The sequence below is a fragment of the Alcaligenes sp. CHO6 genome (genome assembly GCF_037120595.1).
GTDB lineage: Bacteria > Pseudomonadota > Gammaproteobacteria > Burkholderiales > Burkholderiaceae_B > Alcaligenes > Alcaligenes ammonioxydans.
On the sequence record NZ_JBANCI010000004.1, the window covers coordinates 1 to 14914 of the forward strand.

At 55.5% G+C, this 14914-nt stretch carries 16 protein-coding genes; 8 read left to right on the forward strand and 8 right to left on the reverse strand.

The genetic code is table 11. The features are described from left to right. Positions 1-1511: 1511 nt before the first annotated feature. Positions 1512-2249 (forward strand): uracil-DNA glycosylase, encoded by a 738-nt coding sequence (locus V6936_RS13920; RefSeq protein WP_039944039.1) that lies wholly within the window; start codon positions 1512-1514, stop codon positions 2247-2249. A 30-nt stretch (positions 2250-2279) separates the two neighbouring features. Next, a complete protein-coding gene (locus V6936_RS13925) occupies positions 2280-2615 on the forward strand; it encodes a hypothetical protein (protein WP_059318346.1) in 336 nt (111 codons plus the stop codon). 236 nt (positions 2616-2851) lie between these two features. On the opposite strand, the gene lipA is transcribed toward V6936_RS13925, so the two are convergent. Further along, positions 2852-3856 carry a lipoyl synthase gene (gene lipA, locus V6936_RS13930; RefSeq protein ID WP_003804777.1) on the reverse strand — a complete coding sequence of 335 codons (1005 nt, stop codon included), beginning with the start codon at positions 3854-3856 and terminating at the stop codon, positions 2852-2854. Positions 3857-4058: 202 nt separating this feature from the next. Here lipA and V6936_RS13935 point away from each other — a divergent pair, with 202 nt between their 5' ends. Further along, the gene (locus V6936_RS13935) at positions 4059-4850 is read left to right on the forward strand and encodes an enoyl-CoA hydratase (protein WP_003804779.1); all 792 of its coding nucleotides are present in this window, start codon (positions 4059-4061) and stop codon (positions 4848-4850) included. A gap of 78 nt (positions 4851-4928) precedes the next feature. Here the strand turns inward: V6936_RS13935 and lipB are convergent, their stop codons facing one another. The 5 genes from lipB to V6936_RS13960 form a co-directional block, all read right to left on the reverse strand. Further along, a complete protein-coding gene (lipB, locus tag V6936_RS13940; protein ID WP_003804782.1) occupies positions 4929-5591 on the reverse strand; it encodes a lipoyl(octanoyl) transferase LipB in 663 nt (220 codons plus the stop codon). 17 nt (positions 5592-5608) lie between these two features. After that, positions 5609-5881, reverse strand: coding sequence for a DUF493 family protein (locus V6936_RS13945; protein ID WP_003804783.1), 273 nt, complete (start codon positions 5879-5881; stop codon positions 5609-5611). Beyond that, a complete protein-coding gene (locus V6936_RS13950) occupies positions 5878-6750 on the reverse strand; it encodes an aminotransferase class IV (RefSeq protein WP_059318347.1) in 873 nt (290 codons plus the stop codon). The genes V6936_RS13945 and V6936_RS13950 overlap by 4 nt, the downstream gene beginning before the upstream one ends. A gap of 24 nt (positions 6751-6774) precedes the next feature. Beyond that, positions 6775-8004, reverse strand: coding sequence for a D-alanyl-D-alanine carboxypeptidase family protein (locus tag V6936_RS13955; RefSeq protein ID WP_207307392.1), 1230 nt, complete (start codon positions 8002-8004; stop codon positions 6775-6777). 125 nt (positions 8005-8129) lie between these two features. After that, positions 8130-8780 (reverse strand): alpha/beta hydrolase, encoded by a 651-nt coding sequence (locus V6936_RS13960; protein WP_039944040.1) that lies wholly within the window; start codon positions 8778-8780, stop codon positions 8130-8132. A 57-nt stretch (positions 8781-8837) separates the two neighbouring features. Here V6936_RS13960 and V6936_RS13965 point away from each other — a divergent pair, with 57 nt between their 5' ends. The 5 genes from V6936_RS13965 (at position 8838) to V6936_RS13985 (ending at position 12212) form a co-directional block, all read left to right on the forward strand. After that, the gene (locus V6936_RS13965; protein WP_003804791.1) at positions 8838-9707 is read left to right on the forward strand and encodes a biotin--[acetyl-CoA-carboxylase] ligase; all 870 of its coding nucleotides are present in this window, start codon (positions 8838-8840) and stop codon (positions 9705-9707) included. A gap of 38 nt (positions 9708-9745) precedes the next feature. Then, positions 9746-10582, forward strand: coding sequence for a type III pantothenate kinase (locus V6936_RS13970; protein WP_003804793.1), 837 nt, complete (start codon positions 9746-9748; stop codon positions 10580-10582). A gap of 140 nt (positions 10583-10722) precedes the next feature. Continuing rightward, the gene (locus V6936_RS13975; RefSeq protein ID WP_003804797.1) at positions 10723-10899 is read left to right on the forward strand and encodes a hypothetical protein; all 177 of its coding nucleotides are present in this window, start codon (positions 10723-10725) and stop codon (positions 10897-10899) included. 18 nt (positions 10900-10917) lie between these two features. Beyond that, positions 10918-11748 (forward strand): UTP--glucose-1-phosphate uridylyltransferase GalU, encoded by an 831-nt coding sequence (gene galU, locus V6936_RS13980; RefSeq protein WP_003804800.1) that lies wholly within the window; start codon positions 10918-10920, stop codon positions 11746-11748. A gap of 254 nt (positions 11749-12002) precedes the next feature. Beyond that, positions 12003-12212, forward strand: coding sequence for a cold-shock protein (locus tag V6936_RS13985; protein ID WP_026483779.1), 210 nt, complete (start codon positions 12003-12005; stop codon positions 12210-12212). Between the two features lie 157 nt (positions 12213-12369). Here V6936_RS13985 and V6936_RS13990 read toward each other — a convergent pair whose 3' ends face one another. Together V6936_RS13990 and waaC are read right to left on the reverse strand one after the other, a co-directional pair. Further along, complete coding sequence (locus tag V6936_RS13990) at positions 12370-13695, reverse strand: 3-deoxy-D-manno-octulosonic acid transferase (RefSeq protein ID WP_059318349.1); 1326 nt, start codon at positions 13693-13695, stop codon at positions 12370-12372. Between the two features lie 182 nt (positions 13696-13877). After that, positions 13878-14879 (reverse strand): lipopolysaccharide heptosyltransferase I, encoded by a 1002-nt coding sequence (gene waaC, locus V6936_RS13995; RefSeq protein ID WP_039944030.1) that lies wholly within the window; start codon positions 14877-14879, stop codon positions 13878-13880. Positions 14880-14914: the final 35 nt, after the last annotated feature.

A 14914-nucleotide genomic window follows, 5' to 3' on the forward strand; every position in this document is an offset into this window, starting at 1 on the left:
CTTCATCTTTCGTTTGTGAGCACTTGATACAAACTTGTGGCGATCCCCGAAGGGTTCGACTCGCTCATTCCAAGCGCCCACACTTATCGGCTGTTAATTGTTAAAGAGCAGTGACAGTTGCCTGTCGCCCTACTGACTAACCCGGCTGGCTCGTCGCGCTTGGCGCTTCGTGCCTTGCTGTGTTAGCAGCAGAGAAACGAGATTATGAAGCAGATCAGGCAGTGTGTCAAGCGTTTTTTTGAAGAAGTTAGAAAGTTTTAAAACCGTCTAACTCGTCCCGCTTAAACCAGAACTCTCGTTCCGAACCACCTGGCGAACAATCAACCGCAAGGCTAACCATTCAACTTCACAAACAAGGGTAAATTTTCAGCGCTGTTTCTAACCAGCTAAAAACTTAACGTTGCGTTCTCTGGAGCAGAACCTAGAACTTTAACACAGAATTTTCTGATTTGTCAAGCTCCGGGTTTTACACCGTGTCAGTTACCTGACTCAGTCATGCAAGTTTCGGTGCGGGCCTCTTGGCCAAGGCGGTGAATCTTGTCTAACTGCTCTCTGCGGCGCTTTGAGGGAAAACCCTGTGTGTGCTGCAGCGAGAAAAGAACTATAGCACGATGAAATTTGGCTTTGCAAGTTTTTTACCTAACTATTTCATGGAAATCAGCATCAAGCCATCAATTTATACACTAAGCCCTTGTTAAATATGAACAATCTAAAATGAAACAAAACAATACAAAACTGGCCATCCAGTCGTGGAGAATGTCCCAAATTTGAGAACCTCTGGTGAAACCATCGATATGGCCTATAGAAGAGCCCCCAAGCTCATGGCTTTTTGCTCTGCACTCCCTTTCTAAGCTCGTCCATCAGCTCCCTATCTTAAAAAGCTCTCGCCGACAGACAGACAGACAGACAGACAGACAGACAGACAGACAGACAGACAGACAGACAGACAGACAGACAGACAGACAGACAGACAGACAGACAGACAGACAGACAGACAGACAGACAGACAGACAGATAGACAGACAGACAGATAGACAGATAGACAGATAGACAGATGGATAGATAGCTACATAGATAGATAGATAGATAGATAGATAGATAGATAGATAGATAGATAGATAGATAGATAGATAGATAGATAGATAGATAGATAGATAGACAGGGACAAGGATAGGGATAGGTAGGCTGGTAGACCAGATGGCAACCCACCCGCGTGACAAGCCCTCTTAGGGGGGAGCACTTATAACGTTGACGCGCTTGCCGGGAAGGAACTTGGAACTCCTTCTGTAGCGTCACAACCCTCGCCTCTATATATAGAGGCGACATGCCGTCCTTCTCGCTTCGATTCAACATGCCCCTCTATATAGAGAAGGGAAGCGGTATCCAAGCTGATAGGTCGGTCGACGCTCCCCTATTACAATAAGCAGACAACTAACTTTGCATGCAGACTCTGTATGGCACGCTCATCTTCTCAAGCCCCCACGACACAGCTCAGCCTGATTGGCGAGGAAATGCTATCCAATAATCTCCTGACCGAGAACATTCTCGATCAGGTCGCCCGCCTTCCCGCTGACTGGCGCGCCACCCTGGATCAGCCAGAGCTACAGAACATACTGGCAACATTAGCCAAGTGGCTGGACAAGGAATGCCAGGACGGTGCCGTCATTTATCCCGCCGCCCCGTTCCGTGCTTTGGAGCTGCTACCACTACAAAAGGTCAGCGTCGTGATTCTGGGTCAGGACCCTTACCACGGCCCCGATCAAGCCCAGGGACTGTCGTTTTCGGTTCCGGACACCTGCCCTGCACCACCTAGTCTGCGCAATATCTTCAAAGAGCTGGAACTGGAGTATCCCCAGACCCCTCTCCCGCCCAGCCATGATCTGAGCAACTGGGGCCGACAAGGCGTGTTGCTCTTGAACACATCCCTAACCGTCGAGGATGGCTTGCCTGCCTCTCACGCCAAGAAAGGCTGGGAGCAAATTACCGACGCTTTACTGATGAACCTGGCCCAGCAAAGTACACGCCCTATTGTGTATATGTTGTGGGGTGCTCATGCCCAGGCCAAAGAGGCATTGATCCAGCAACAGGCTCAATGCCCCCATCTGATTCTGAAAGCCAATCATCCCTCCCCTTTGGCTGCGCGTCGCCCACCGGTCCCATTTATTGGCTGCGGTCATTTTCGACTAGCCAATGAGTGGCTCACACAGCAAGGTGCCACGCCTATCCAATGGTTTGCCACTGGTGCCTGACCATCCCTTCCCTTTACCCCATACAAAACCATGCCTTTAAGCCCTGCCAATCCCGAACTAAGCTCTCAAGAGCAGCATGCCCAATGGTCAAACGAACTGCTCGAACAATATAGCTGGCAGTTCCAGGGGGAAACTCCCTTTGCCGTTCCGCTGAGCACCTTGCCCTTGCTGGATGAGTTGTTCACATTCGTGAACGAAACCATCAAGGACTCCTTTGACCGTTCTTTATTCTGCTGGACGGATCTCAAGCAAGACAGCACCGGTCTGACAGCCTGGTATTTAGGCGTCGAAGACTACGATGAGGCACTGGAGCCTTATATAGAGGGCTTATCTGCAAAGGCTCTGATCCAGGACCAAACGACATAAGGACAGCTGCGCCGGCCCTGCCCGCACTGGCACAGAGGACTTGAACAATGCCGAGCAAGCTGACCGCAGCTCCGCCCCCGCTGGCGCGCCCCCATTTGCCCGCTCCTACACTCAGCGCCGATGCGCCAGTGGCCCTCATGGGCATGGCAAGGTCGGAAGGGCAAAAAAAACCCGGCACCAAAGCCGGGTTTCTTCATCTCTTAGCCGGATTGCATTTCAACCCGCCCACTGGGATTTCAAGGCTGCACACCTGCAGCATGTGCCTGCTGATCGGCGTGATAGGACGAACGCACCATGGCGCCCACGGCGGCATGGGTAAAGCCCATTGCATAGGCCTCCCGTTCAAACATCAAGAACTCATCGGGCGTCACATAACGCATCACGGGCAAGTGGTGACCCGAGGGCTGCAGATACTGACCAATGGTCAGCATATCAATATCGTGAGCACGCATATCGCGCATCACTTCCAAAATCTCTTCGTTGGTTTCACCCAGGCCCACCATCAGACCCGATTTAGTCGGAATGTTGGGATGCAGCTTCTTGAACTCTTGCAACAGCTTCAAGGAATGGTGATAGTCCGAACCAGGACGCGCCTGCTTGTACAAACGAGGAACGGTTTCAAGATTATGGTTCATGACATCCGGCGGGCAGGCATTCAGGATGCCCAGGGCTCGGTCCAGACGTGCGCGAAAGTCGGGCACCAACACTTCGATGGTCGTGGAAGGAGAGTGCTCGCGCACCTGGCGGATACATTCCACAAAGTGAGCCGCACCCCCATCACGCAAGTCATCACGGTCCACAGAGGTAATCACCACGTAGGACAACTTCATGGCCCCAATCGCCTTGGCCAGATTGGCGGGCTCGTTCTCATCCAGAGGATCAGGGCGGCCATGACCTACATCACAGAAGGGACAACGGCGGGTGCATTTGTCGCCCATGATCATGAACGTCGCTGTGCCCTTGCCAAAACATTCCCCGATATTGGGACAGGATGCTTCCTCACACACCGAAAACAATTTGTGTTCGCGCAGGGTTTCCTTGATCTCGTAGAAACGGGAGTTCGGCGCAGCCGCTTTCACCCGAATCCAGTCAGGCTTTTTCAAACGCTCTGCCTGCACGACCTTGATGGGAATGCGCGAGGTCTTGGCCTCGGCTTTCTGCTTTTGCGTGGCGTCATACTCAACAACGCGAGGGCGCACAGTAGGTTTGGAATCGACGGATGGATCGGTAGGGGTGGTCATAGGCGTCTAAATAGAAAAACAGCGTGCGAACAACATCATCACTCAACGATGGGCGCAGTGGTCAATTGTAGCCCCTTCGCTTTACAAGCGCCTAGAACAAGGGCGATAGTTTGTACCAGACCCCTCTAATATAGAGGTCGACTTAGGAATGCAGCAACACCCGAGAATAAAACCTGCAAATACTATAAGTACGGAGACTTGCATGTCACACGAGCACCCTGCCGATCCTGTCCTGCTTGAGCAACAGGGGGGACTGGCCCGCATCACCTTGAACCGACCCGCACAGTACAACGCGCTGTCCGAAGAAGTGCTGAACTCGTTACAACACATTCTGGACTCACTGGGCCGGGAACCCAGTCTGCAATGCGTCATCATCCAGGCCGAAGGTAACGCTTTTTGCGCGGGGCATGATCTGAAGCAAATGCGCGCCAAACCTGAACACGACTATTACCGAGAGCTGTTCAGCCGTTGCAGTCGCGTCATGCAAAGTGTGCTGGCCCTGCCCGTACCGGTGATTGCCCGTGTGCAAGGGCTGGCCACCGCCGCCGGCTGTCAGCTAGTTGCAACCTGCGACCTGGCTGTTGCCTCCGAATCCACCCGCTTTGCCGTGTCCGGCATTAACGTTGGCCTGTTCTGCTCCACCCCTGCCGTTGCCCTGTCACGCTGCATACCCCCCAAGGCCGCCATGGAAATGCTGATGACGGGCGAATTCATCAGTGCTCAGCGGGCTCAAGAGCTGGGGTTGATCAACTATGCAGTCCCCAAAGATCAGTTGGATCAAACGGTACAACGACTGGCCGACAGTATCATGGCAAAAAGTCTGGTCGCCGTGCGGGCCGGCAAAGCCATGTTCTATCGCCAGCGCAGCCTGGCTATCGAACATGCCTACGATTACGCAGGCCAGGTCATGGCCGACAACATGATGAGCAATGATGCTTGCGAAGGCATTGACGCTTTTATCAGCAAACGCATGCCGCAATGGAGCGGCACCTGAGGTGACGCTTGACCTGAAATAAAGGTTAAAGAGAACACAGCACCGTAACGGGAAACGGTGCTCTTGTGTCACCGCGCACTAAGCAACCGTGGCCGTTGCCCGCGACGTGATCGCCTGGGCCAGATAATCAGCCAGATACTGTGCCGCCTGCTCCCAGGAGACCTCCACACCCTGCGACGCGATATCCGTGGTCTGCAGCCCTTCATAGCCACAGGGATTGATACCGCCAAACGGCTTGAGATCCATCCCTATATTCAAGGCAAGGCCATGGTAAGAACGGCCATTACGGATTTTGACGCCCAGCGCGGAGATCTTGGCCAGCTCGGTCTTGCATCGCGCTTGCGGCACGTACACCCCAGGCGCACCCGGTTTGCAGCAGGCACCCTCGACCCCAAAATGGCTCAGACAGGCCATTACCGCCTCTTCCAGGAGACGCACATATTCTTTGACGTACAGCCCTGCCCGGCGAAGATCAAACAGACAATACACCATCAGCTGACCCGGGCCGTGGTAGGTAATCTGTCCGCCCCGGTCGGTTTGCACCACGGGTATACCACCCGCATTGAGCAAATGCTCCGGCTTGCCGGCCTGCCCCTGGGTGTAAACGGGGGTGTGCTCCACAAGCCAGATTTCATCCGGCGTGTCCGGCCCGCGCAATTCGGTAAAAGCGCGCATCGCCTGCCAGATGGGCTCATAGGCGCTAGGCCGCTCAAACCATTTAATACGAACAGAGTCGGACATGAACGCCGGGTCCCTGATTACATCACCACGCGCACAAGATGATGCGCGTGCAGGGCACGATAGAGATTATCCAACTGCTCACGCGAGACGGCCCGCACGGTAAAAGTCAGGCCAGTGTAATTGCCCGCCTTGCTGGGCCGCACTTCAATGGTGGCGGCGTCAAAGTCGGGGTCGTGCTCCAGAACAATGGCCAGCAATTCGTCTTGCAGGGTGTCGTGGGTCTGGCCCATGACTTTGATAGGAAAGTCACTGGGATATTCAATTAATGATTCTTCGGGTGAAATTGTCATGCTTGCTCCGCAGCCTTGATGGCCTTGTCATAGCCTTCGCGCAATCTGGCAAAGACAGGGCCGGGTAGCCCGTCACCGACGGGCTGACCATTAAATACAACGATGGGCAGCACCTCTTTGGTCGCTGACGTCATCAAAATTTCGTCGGCAGTGTCGACCTCTGCGCGTAAGATCTGCCGTGCCTGGAAAGCAATGCCTGCCTGAGCGGCAAGCTCCTCCATCAAACTGTAGCGCACCCCTTCCAGGATCAGGTTGTTGCGCATGGGGGCCAGCAAGGTGCCATCGCGCACGATCCAGATATTGCAGGAAGCCCCCTCTGTCAGAAAACCATCTCTGAACTGAATGACCTCGTCCACACCCGCCTGGACAGCTTGCTGCTTAGCCAACACATTACCCAGCAACGAAGTAGATTTTATATCGCAACGCAACCAGCGCTCATCGTCAATGGCCACAGCCTTCAAACCCGTCTCGCGCTCTTGCTGCACACGCTTGAAAGGCGAGACCATGATGAAAATACTGGGTGACACATGGTCCGGAAAGGCATGATCACGCTTGGCAACGCCACGGGTCACTTGAATGTAGACCATGCAGTCAGCGCCCCGGCCCGAGCGGGCCAGCATATCCAGCACCAGCTTTTCCCATTCACGGCGGCTAAAGGGATTGTGAATCCCCACTTTCGCCAGGCTGCGCTCCAGACGCCCCAGATGCCCATCAATACGAAAGGGTTTGCCATGGTAAGCAGGCACGACATCGTAGATACCGTCGCCAAAGATGAAACCTCGATCCAGTACCGAAATCTTGGCCTCACCCAAGCGCACGAAATCGCCATTCAGGTAAACAATGCTATCGGGGTCAATGCCTGCAATCATAGGGTTTAGTCTCGCACCAAAGGGTTACTCAAACATCAAGCGCACTTTGTCGGCCATACGTCCGAAAAAACCTGCCTCGGGCACATCTTCCAGCACCAGCAAAGGCTGCTCAGCCAATACCTTGCCATCCAGGGACAAAGTCAGTGTACCGACCTTGTCTCCCTTGCTCAACGGGGCCAGCAAGGGCTGGGTGTAGTTGGCAACCGGTTTGATTTCCGAGGACTTGCCACGAGGAACCGTCAGCCACAAGGGCTGGGCTGTACCCAAACCTACGTTCTCGACTTCGCCTTCCCACACGCGGGCGGTGACCGCCGGGTTATTGGCGTCGTACAGCTTGACCGTTTCAAAGTTCTGGAAGCTCCAGTTCAACAGCTTCAGACTATTTTCTGTACGAGCTGCATCGTTGGCCGTCCCCACGACCACCGAGACGACACGGCGGCCATCACGCAGGGCCGTAGACACCAGGCAGTAACCCGCTGACTGGGTATGGCCGGTTTTTAGTCCATCCACCGTATTGTCCAGCCAAAGCAGACGGTTGCGGTTGGGCTGCTTGATGTTGTTGTAGGTGTATTCTTTTTGGCTGTAGTAATGCAGGTACTGGGGAAAGCGGGCGACCAGCGCTGCGGACAACACACCCAGATCGCGCACCGATGTCAGGTGCTCGGGATCAGGCAAGCCGGTGGAGTTCTTGAAATGTGTCGCGGTCAAACCCAGTTTGGCCGCCTCTTCGTTCATCAGGGCGGCAAAGGCGCCTTCGCTACCCGCAACGGCTTCGGCCAACGCCACCGAGGCATCGTTACCCGACTGCACGATCACACCTTGCAGCAGATCGTTCACCGACACTTGCGAATTGACTTTGACAAACATGCGCGAGCCTTCGGTACGCCAGGCCTTGTCAGAGATCACGACGTTCTGGTCCAGCTTCAGGCGGCCTGTCTCCAAGGCATCAAAGACCAGATAGGCTGTCATCAGCTTGGTCAGGGAAGCGGGCTCCACCTGTTCATTGAGTCCTTCTGCCGCGATGATCTGTCCACTATTGACGTCCATGGACAACCAGGCACGCGCTGTCAGACTGGGTGCAGGCACCACAGACAAGTCACCCGGCAAGGCAGGCGTCTGGGCGCCGAGCACTTGCGTGGATTCGGCTGGAGCCGGTGTTTGCGTCTGTGCCTGTGCCACCATAGGCAGTGCCAAGGCAAGGGCCACCACACAACGAGAAAGGACTGGAGATGCAAATTTTTGAATAGAAGTCATGGAAAAAATCGATTGCTTTGACAGTGGCGGAAAGAGCCCATTATGGCAGAGCCATATGGGCCTGTGAGGGGCAGGACCCCTGAGTCTGAGCAGGAAAACGCAACGATTTGAAAGCAAAATCCGACTTAGGTTCCAAACGCAGCCAAATGTCGGCTAATCAGTTCGCGCAACTGAATCAGCTTGCCATGAAAAAAATGCCCAGCCTCAGGTAATACGACCATGGGCAACTGGTGCTCGCGCGCAAAGTCCATGCCCTCGGACAAGGGAACAACATCGTCGGTTTCCCCGTGCACCAACAGGGTATCGGCAGGAGGACTGACTTCCCGGAAACGAAAGCGATTGACGGCCGTGCCCGTCAAGATGAATACAGGAGGCAAGGGTGCCTGGGCATCTTTCAGGCTGGCATAGACCTGGGCGGCGACAGCGGTGCCAAACGAAAAGCCAGCCAGCATGAATGGGCCTGAGTTCCACTGTGGGAAATGAGCCGGAAACTGCTCGATCAAGGCCAGCATGTCGGCCGTCTCTCCACGGCTGCTATCAAACTCCCCGGCGGACTTGCCCACACCACGGAAATCAGGGCGTACCGCCAGCAAGCCATGCTGAGTAGCACTGCGCGACAGGGTAGTCACGACTTTGTTATTGCGGGCTCCCCCATGCAAGGGGTGAGGATGCAGCAGCAAGGCCCAACCCTTGGGCTCGCCGGCTGGCCAATCCAGAGCACAGTCAATCACCCCGGCCTGGCCGGAAAACTGGATGGTATCTACGCGTTCAGACATGCTCAGATCAAATATCACATAAGATTACGTTTAACTCATCCAGTGTACCGGATTGTCATGAATACCTCTTCTGCATTCACCTTACCCAGCCCTCGCGACATAGTGGCGGAGCTGCGCACGCGCCTGCCTCATTTTCCTCAGATCCGCTGGGTAGACTCGACCGAATCGACAAACGCGGATCTGCTCGCCCTGGCTCGCCAAGAGGCAGGCCCGCGAGTACGTCCCTGGTTATTGGGCGCGCATCTGCAAAGCCGTGGCCGCGGGCGGGCGGGACGCACCTGGGAAAACAGCGTAGGCGCCAACCTGATGTTTTCCTGTGCCTTCGACATTTTTTTACCCGCACGCCAACTGCCCACACTCTCGCCGTTGTCCGGCCTGGCCACGACCGAGGCACTTCGCCAGTTTCTGGAGCCTGCGCTGCGCAATCGACTGGCCATGAAATGGCCCAATGATGTGCTGTGGGATCAAGCCAAACTATCCGGCATCCTGGTCGAGGCCACCCGAGCTAGCGCCGCCCCCAGCTCCAACGACCATCATGTGGTGATTATCGGCATTGGATTGAATCTGCGTGAAGCCGCCACCCTTAGCCTGAACACCCAGCGAGCTGTTGCCGACTGGACCAGCATTGCCGAACAGTCGCGCCAGGCTTCGCTGACGCGTTGCTCGGATATCGTTGCCAAGGTTGCCCAGAGTCTGTATCTGAGCCTGAATCATGTCACGGCCCATGGCTTTGCTGACTTGCCCGCTCGTTATGCACAGGTCGATGCCCTTATTGGGCAACAAGTCCATATCATCGACAATGGCCACATCCTGCATACCGGCATCGTGACGGGCATCAACACCTCCGGGCAACTGCTGTTGCGCCACCCCGATGGCTCGGAACGTGCGGTTACCGTAGGCGAAGTTTCCGTTCGCGCCCAACGTTGATCGCTATACTGGCATTCTTTTAGCTCTGACGACCCGGTATGACCCTGCTTATCGATTCTGGCAATACCCGCATCAAACTGGGGTGGTGTCATCCTTTAACCGGCGTGCGCGAGGACCAGGCGGTAAGCCTGCATGCGGACCAGCTGGATCAGTTGGCAAGCTGGCTGGAAGCCGCTCACGCTCCGCTGCAGACGTTTGCCAACCAAAAAGGCGTGCAGGCACTCGGCGTGAATGTGGCAGGCCCCCAGGTTCAGGCGCAGATTGATGCCGCGGTACGCCGTCTGGGTTTGGGCCCCGTGCGCTGGCTACAGGCCCAGGAACAGGTTTTTGGCCTGCACAACGATTATGAGCAAGCCAGTCAATTAGGTGCAGACCGCTGGGCCGCTTTGCTGGGCCTGAGCGACTTGCTGGCCCAGGAACACCCTGACGAGCAGGGCGCTTTACTGATCAGCTTTGGGACTGCCACAACCATCGATCTTCTAGGCCCCGCGCAAAACGGAATACGCCATTTTCTGGGCGGCTCCATTCTGCCGGGCCCCAGCCTGATGCTGGCCTCCCTCAAGCAAAATACGGCACAGTTGCCGCAGGCACACGGGCAAACCGCCGCTTTTCCACGCAACACACAGTCGGCAATCAGCACGGGCGTTGCAGCCGCGCAAGCTGGTGCGGTGTTGCGCCAATGGGAAAAGGGACGCCAGCATCTGGGGCACAGCCCTCTGATCTTTCTGGCCGGAGGCGGCCGGGCATTGGCACAGCAGGAATTGTCCGAACAGCTCCATCACCACTGCCGCTTGATAGCGATCGCACCGCCGACCCTCTATGAGCTGGATACCCCTGCCTTGCGCGGGCTGGCCCTTTTTGCCTGCCGAAATTGAACGGCTTGAAAGGCCGCGACGGGATGGCCCACGTTCACCCGCGTGACCCCTGGATACGTTTGGCATTAAAACGGATGAACTTAAACTGCCCTGCCCTTACAATGCCGGGCTGAACTGTATTTTTTTTCCGGGCATCGACGATGCGACTGCTTTTCATACTGATCCTGGTGGCGAACGTCGCCCTGCTGGCCTTTGGACAAGGCTTTTTTGGCACGCCCCCCAGTGAGCAAGGCCGCGAGCCTCGTCAGTTCTCGCAGCGCAATCAAGATGCCATTCAACTTGGAACCCCGGCCCATCCGGCGCCCGCTTCCCCTTGATCCTCGATTGCCGACACTATGAAACCTATACGCAAAGCTGTTTTCCCCGTCGCCGGTCTAGGCACACGTTTTCTGCCTGCCACCAAGGCCATGCCCAAGGAAATGTTGCCAATCGTCGACAAACCCCTCATTCAGTATGCGGTCGAGGAAGCCATTGCCGCTGGGGTCACCGAATTAATCTTCATCACCGGCCGCAATAAGCGGGCCATTGAAGATCACTTTGACAGCATCCCAGAGCTGGAACAGGAACTGGCCGGCAAAAACAAGCTGGAACTGCTGGATGCGGTCCAAAATATTATTCCCAGCCATGTCAGCTGTATATATACCCGCCAGCCGCGCGCGCTGGGTCTGGGACATGCGGTTCTGTGCGCCGCACCCATTGTGGGCAACGAACCCTTCCTGGTTCTGCTGGCGGACGACCTGATCGACGCCAATACCCCGGTATCACGACAACTGGTTGAAGCGGCCCATCAATACAATGGCAGTATTGTTGCCACTCAAAATGTAAATAAAAATGAAACAAATAAATATGGAATAGTTTCCGGCGACTTAATCGATTCCAAAGCCACCCGACTTAATGGAATCGTTGAAAAACCAGCACCGGAAGTGGCTCCTTCTACGCAAGCCGTTGTGGGCCGTTATGTATTGGAACCGGAAATCTTTGACCACCTGCGACGCACTCAAGCAGGGGTGGGTGGAGAGATTCAATTAACGGACGGAATTGCCAGCCTTTTGAAAAGTCGTGCGGTATATGCCTATGAATATGAAGGCACACGTTACGACTGTGGTAGCAAATCAGGATTCTTTCATGCTACGCTTGAATTTGGTCGTAAATACCACGGACTTTAACGAGGGGCGCAGAGGGGTCCGCACGCATAACAAGCTTGGTTGTAATTGTTGTTCAAACACTGCCTGAAAAACCACGCAAAGGGCGATTTAGCTTGACTTACAGGCTAAATACCCCCTACGATTGGCAGTGCAGGATTTCAAGTTCGTCGAAGTTTGTTCAATACGGTATTGTTTCTAATACTCATTGCCCTGATTTTTACATCTTGACAATCTTTTTTGAGCAGATTGCTCGTCATTTTTAGGGAATGCAGGAAATGCAAACAGAAACCGGTATCGTGAAATGGTTCAATAACGAAAAAGGCTACGGCTTTATCTCCCCCGACAACGGTGGCAAAGATCTTTTCGTTCACCATTCCGACATCTTGGGCACAGGCTTTAAATCCTTGGAAGAAAACCAGCGCGTTTCGTACGTGTCGGCCGAAGGCCAAAAGGGCCCACAAGCTAAGAGCATCCAAAAACTGTAAATCGATCTCGATCAGTTTTTAGAACTCAAAAAAGCCCGCGTCATGCGGGCTTTTTTTATTCAACTTGATCCAGATCAGGTCAAGCTGTCTACAAATCGCCACAAACTCCAGCGCCAGTCAAAACCGAATACTTATTAGCTAATAAGCAAGCCGGTATTTAATCGCGAATCTGAGCCAGTCCCGAAAGTACGCGTTGCACTGCGCCCTCATGCATCTGAACCCAATGTAAGCCTGCATCTGCCATTTTGTGATGGCGCGCGGGATCATCCACCAGCTCTACCGCCTGCTGCAAAGCCAGGGCGGGGGTACTGGCCCGAATGGCGGCACCCGCCTGCATGGCATCTTGCATGGCCTGGGCAAAATTATGCGTATGAGGCCCCACAATGACAGGCACCCCCACTGCGCAGGCTTCAATAAAGTTTTGACCACCCAAAGGTTGAAAACTGCCCGCGACAATCGCCACCCGGGCCATGCCGTAGTACCAGTGCATTTCGCCCAGCGTATCGCCCAGCAGCACGTCGACCTCGCGACACGCCTCAACCGCACTGGTGCTGGTATCACCCTGTTTCAACAGTTCACTGCGACGCACTGCGCGCAGCCCCCGTTGATTCAAGTAGTCGGCAGCCTCATCAAAGCGTTCAGGATGTCGCGGCACCACGACAAACAGAACGGGACTGTGCAACTCGCTGCCCTGTTTACGCTCACGACGCAAATAATGCGCGATCGCATCAATAAAATCCATATGCTCGGTCTCGCGCGTACTGGCAATGACCACCACGCGGCGGCCCAGGTCACTGGCAAAACCTCGACCACGCGCAATTTTCTCCTGCGGCAATACGACGTCAAACTTCAGGTTTCCCGATACCCGGACCCCTTGGGCCCCAGCCAGCTCCAGACGCTGGGCATCAGCCAGGCTCTGCGCGTAAATCAGCTGAAAAGATCGATATGCCTCGCGCATGACTGAGCCAGCTTTCAGGCTGGTGCGCAGGGCGCTTTCTGAAAAGCGAGCACTGGCCAGCATCATGGGTACGCCCTGCCGACGCGCAGCGGCCAGCAGATTGGGCCACACCTCGCGTTCGATCAGCACACCGGCACACGGCCGGTAGTGGGCAAAGAAGCGCCGTACCGAGCCGGGGAAGTCATAAGGCAACCATTGCTGCACCAACTGCCCGCTGGCAATTTCAGCCGCAAACGCGTTTGCCCCTTCTTCACGGCCCGTCACGGTCATGTGTGTCAGCAGGACCGTTTCACCCTGATCGAGCAAGGCCCGGATCAAGGGCTGCGCGGCCCGTGTTTCGCCCAGGCTGACCGCATGCACCCATACAGGCGCTTTTTCAAGGGTGGGCGCAGAACCGTAAAAACCAAAACGGGGGCCTGACAACACTTGCCATTGCCCACCGGCGCGACGAGCACGCAGACCCATCCAGGCCATCAAGGCTGGAGCCAGAATGCGTATGGAGGCGGTATAAAAGAATCGGTTCACCCGTTTTGGCCTCGTTATGAAATCAGCAACCACCCGACCCGGCTTGGGGTGCTACCGAAAAACTACAGAAAACGGTGCGAGGCAGAAAAACCTGCCCTCAAACAGGGCCGCAGACCCTTTGGCACCGCGTATTGTAAGCACAAAGCCGGCTCTCAAAAAACGAATTGGCCATCCAGGTCAAACTAGTTTTTTTGCGTATCCAGCAAAGCGCCCTGGGGCGCGGTCGTACGTCCCAACGCCTGATCGATGGCACAGAGTACCGTTTCCGCGGAGGGAGGATGACCTCGCTCTCCCAGACTGGCGGTATAAGCCGAACCTTCCAAAGGCGTGCGCACAGGTGTGGAGGCTTTATAGATACCGATCGTGGGGCGTCCCAAACCGGCCGACAAATGCGTCAGGCCACTGTCCAGCCCCACCATGATTTGCGCCCCGGCCAATTGCAAGGCGATCGGCGTCAGCTCCATACGTGGCATGACCTGGGCCTGGCTGCGGCCAGCAATCAGCGTTTGGGCACGTTCGGACTCGGCAGGGCTGCCAGCCAGCAGGCGCAAAGCCATCCCCTCCTCCTGGAGGCGATCGAACACCTGTTGCCAGTTCTCGGGGTCCCACAGCTTATCGTCGCGACTGGCCGAGGGCATGATGATGGCATAGGGATCACCGTCCTTGGGGGCCTGCGCCGCCAGAGCCTGCAAACCGAAATCCGGCGCTCCGTCAAACTGGTAGCCAAAGGCGGAGGCTGCCAATGTTCTCTGACGAAGCACGGCAGGCTGCCAGAAGGCGACTCGATGGCGCACATCATAGAAAAGCGAGGCAAGCGGTTCCCGGGCCGACTTCCAATCCAAGCCATGTCGGCGCCCCTTGGTCTGCCTGACCAGCCAAATGGATTTCATCAGGGCCTGCATATCGAGGACAACATCGTACTGGCGCGATTGCAGTTGCTCACGCAAGGCAGCGCGCTCCTGACGCGTCTGGGCAGACCACCATTGCTTGCGCCAGCGCCGATGCGCCACGGGAATGACGTCGTTTACCGCCGGATGCCAGCCCGGAATCTGGGCAAAGCTCTCTTCTACAAGCCAGTCAATTTGTGCACCGGGCACATGGCGTGCAATGTCCGAGATTGCTGGCAACATATGAACCAGATCTCCCAATGAGGACGTACGCACAATCAATATCTTGCAAGTCATGGGCGAATTATAGTGGTGGCCGCGTCCAATCCATC

What these genes read in the sequence shown, in the direction of transcription:
- V6936_RS13920 (WP_039944039.1), top strand. Translation starts at nt 1,512, where the DNA reads ATGCTATCCAATAATCTCCTGACCGAGAACATTCTCGATCAGGTCGCC.
- V6936_RS13925 (WP_059318346.1), top strand. Translation starts at nt 2,280, where the DNA reads ATGCCTTTAAGCCCTGCCAATCCCGAACTAAGCTCTCAAGAGCAGCAT.
- lipA (WP_003804777.1), bottom strand. Translation starts at nt 3,856, where the DNA reads ATGACCACCCCTACCGATCCATCCGTCGATTCCAAACCTACTGTGCGC.
- V6936_RS13935 (WP_003804779.1), top strand. Translation starts at nt 4,059, where the DNA reads ATGTCACACGAGCACCCTGCCGATCCTGTCCTGCTTGAGCAACAGGGG.
- lipB (WP_003804782.1), bottom strand. Translation starts at nt 5,591, where the DNA reads ATGTCCGACTCTGTTCGTATTAAATGGTTTGAGCGGCCTAGCGCCTAT.
- V6936_RS13945 (WP_003804783.1), bottom strand. Translation starts at nt 5,881, where the DNA reads ATGACAATTTCACCCGAAGAATCATTAATTGAATATCCCAGTGACTTT.
- V6936_RS13950 (WP_059318347.1), bottom strand. Translation starts at nt 6,750, where the DNA reads ATGATTGCAGGCATTGACCCCGATAGCATTGTTTACCTGAATGGCGAT.
- V6936_RS13955 (WP_207307392.1), bottom strand. Translation starts at nt 8,004, where the DNA reads ATGACTTCTATTCAAAAATTTGCATCTCCAGTCCTTTCTCGTTGTGTG.
- V6936_RS13960 (WP_039944040.1), bottom strand. Translation starts at nt 8,780, where the DNA reads ATGTCTGAACGCGTAGATACCATCCAGTTTTCCGGCCAGGCCGGGGTG.
- V6936_RS13965 (WP_003804791.1), top strand. Translation starts at nt 8,838, where the DNA reads ATGAATACCTCTTCTGCATTCACCTTACCCAGCCCTCGCGACATAGTG.
- V6936_RS13970 (WP_003804793.1), top strand. Translation starts at nt 9,746, where the DNA reads ATGACCCTGCTTATCGATTCTGGCAATACCCGCATCAAACTGGGGTGG.
- V6936_RS13975 (WP_003804797.1), top strand. Translation starts at nt 10,723, where the DNA reads ATGCGACTGCTTTTCATACTGATCCTGGTGGCGAACGTCGCCCTGCTG.
- galU (WP_003804800.1), top strand. Translation starts at nt 10,918, where the DNA reads ATGAAACCTATACGCAAAGCTGTTTTCCCCGTCGCCGGTCTAGGCACA.
- V6936_RS13985 (WP_026483779.1), top strand. Translation starts at nt 12,003, where the DNA reads ATGCAAACAGAAACCGGTATCGTGAAATGGTTCAATAACGAAAAAGGC.
- waaC (WP_039944030.1), bottom strand. Translation starts at nt 14,879, where the DNA reads ATGACTTGCAAGATATTGATTGTGCGTACGTCCTCATTGGGAGATCTG.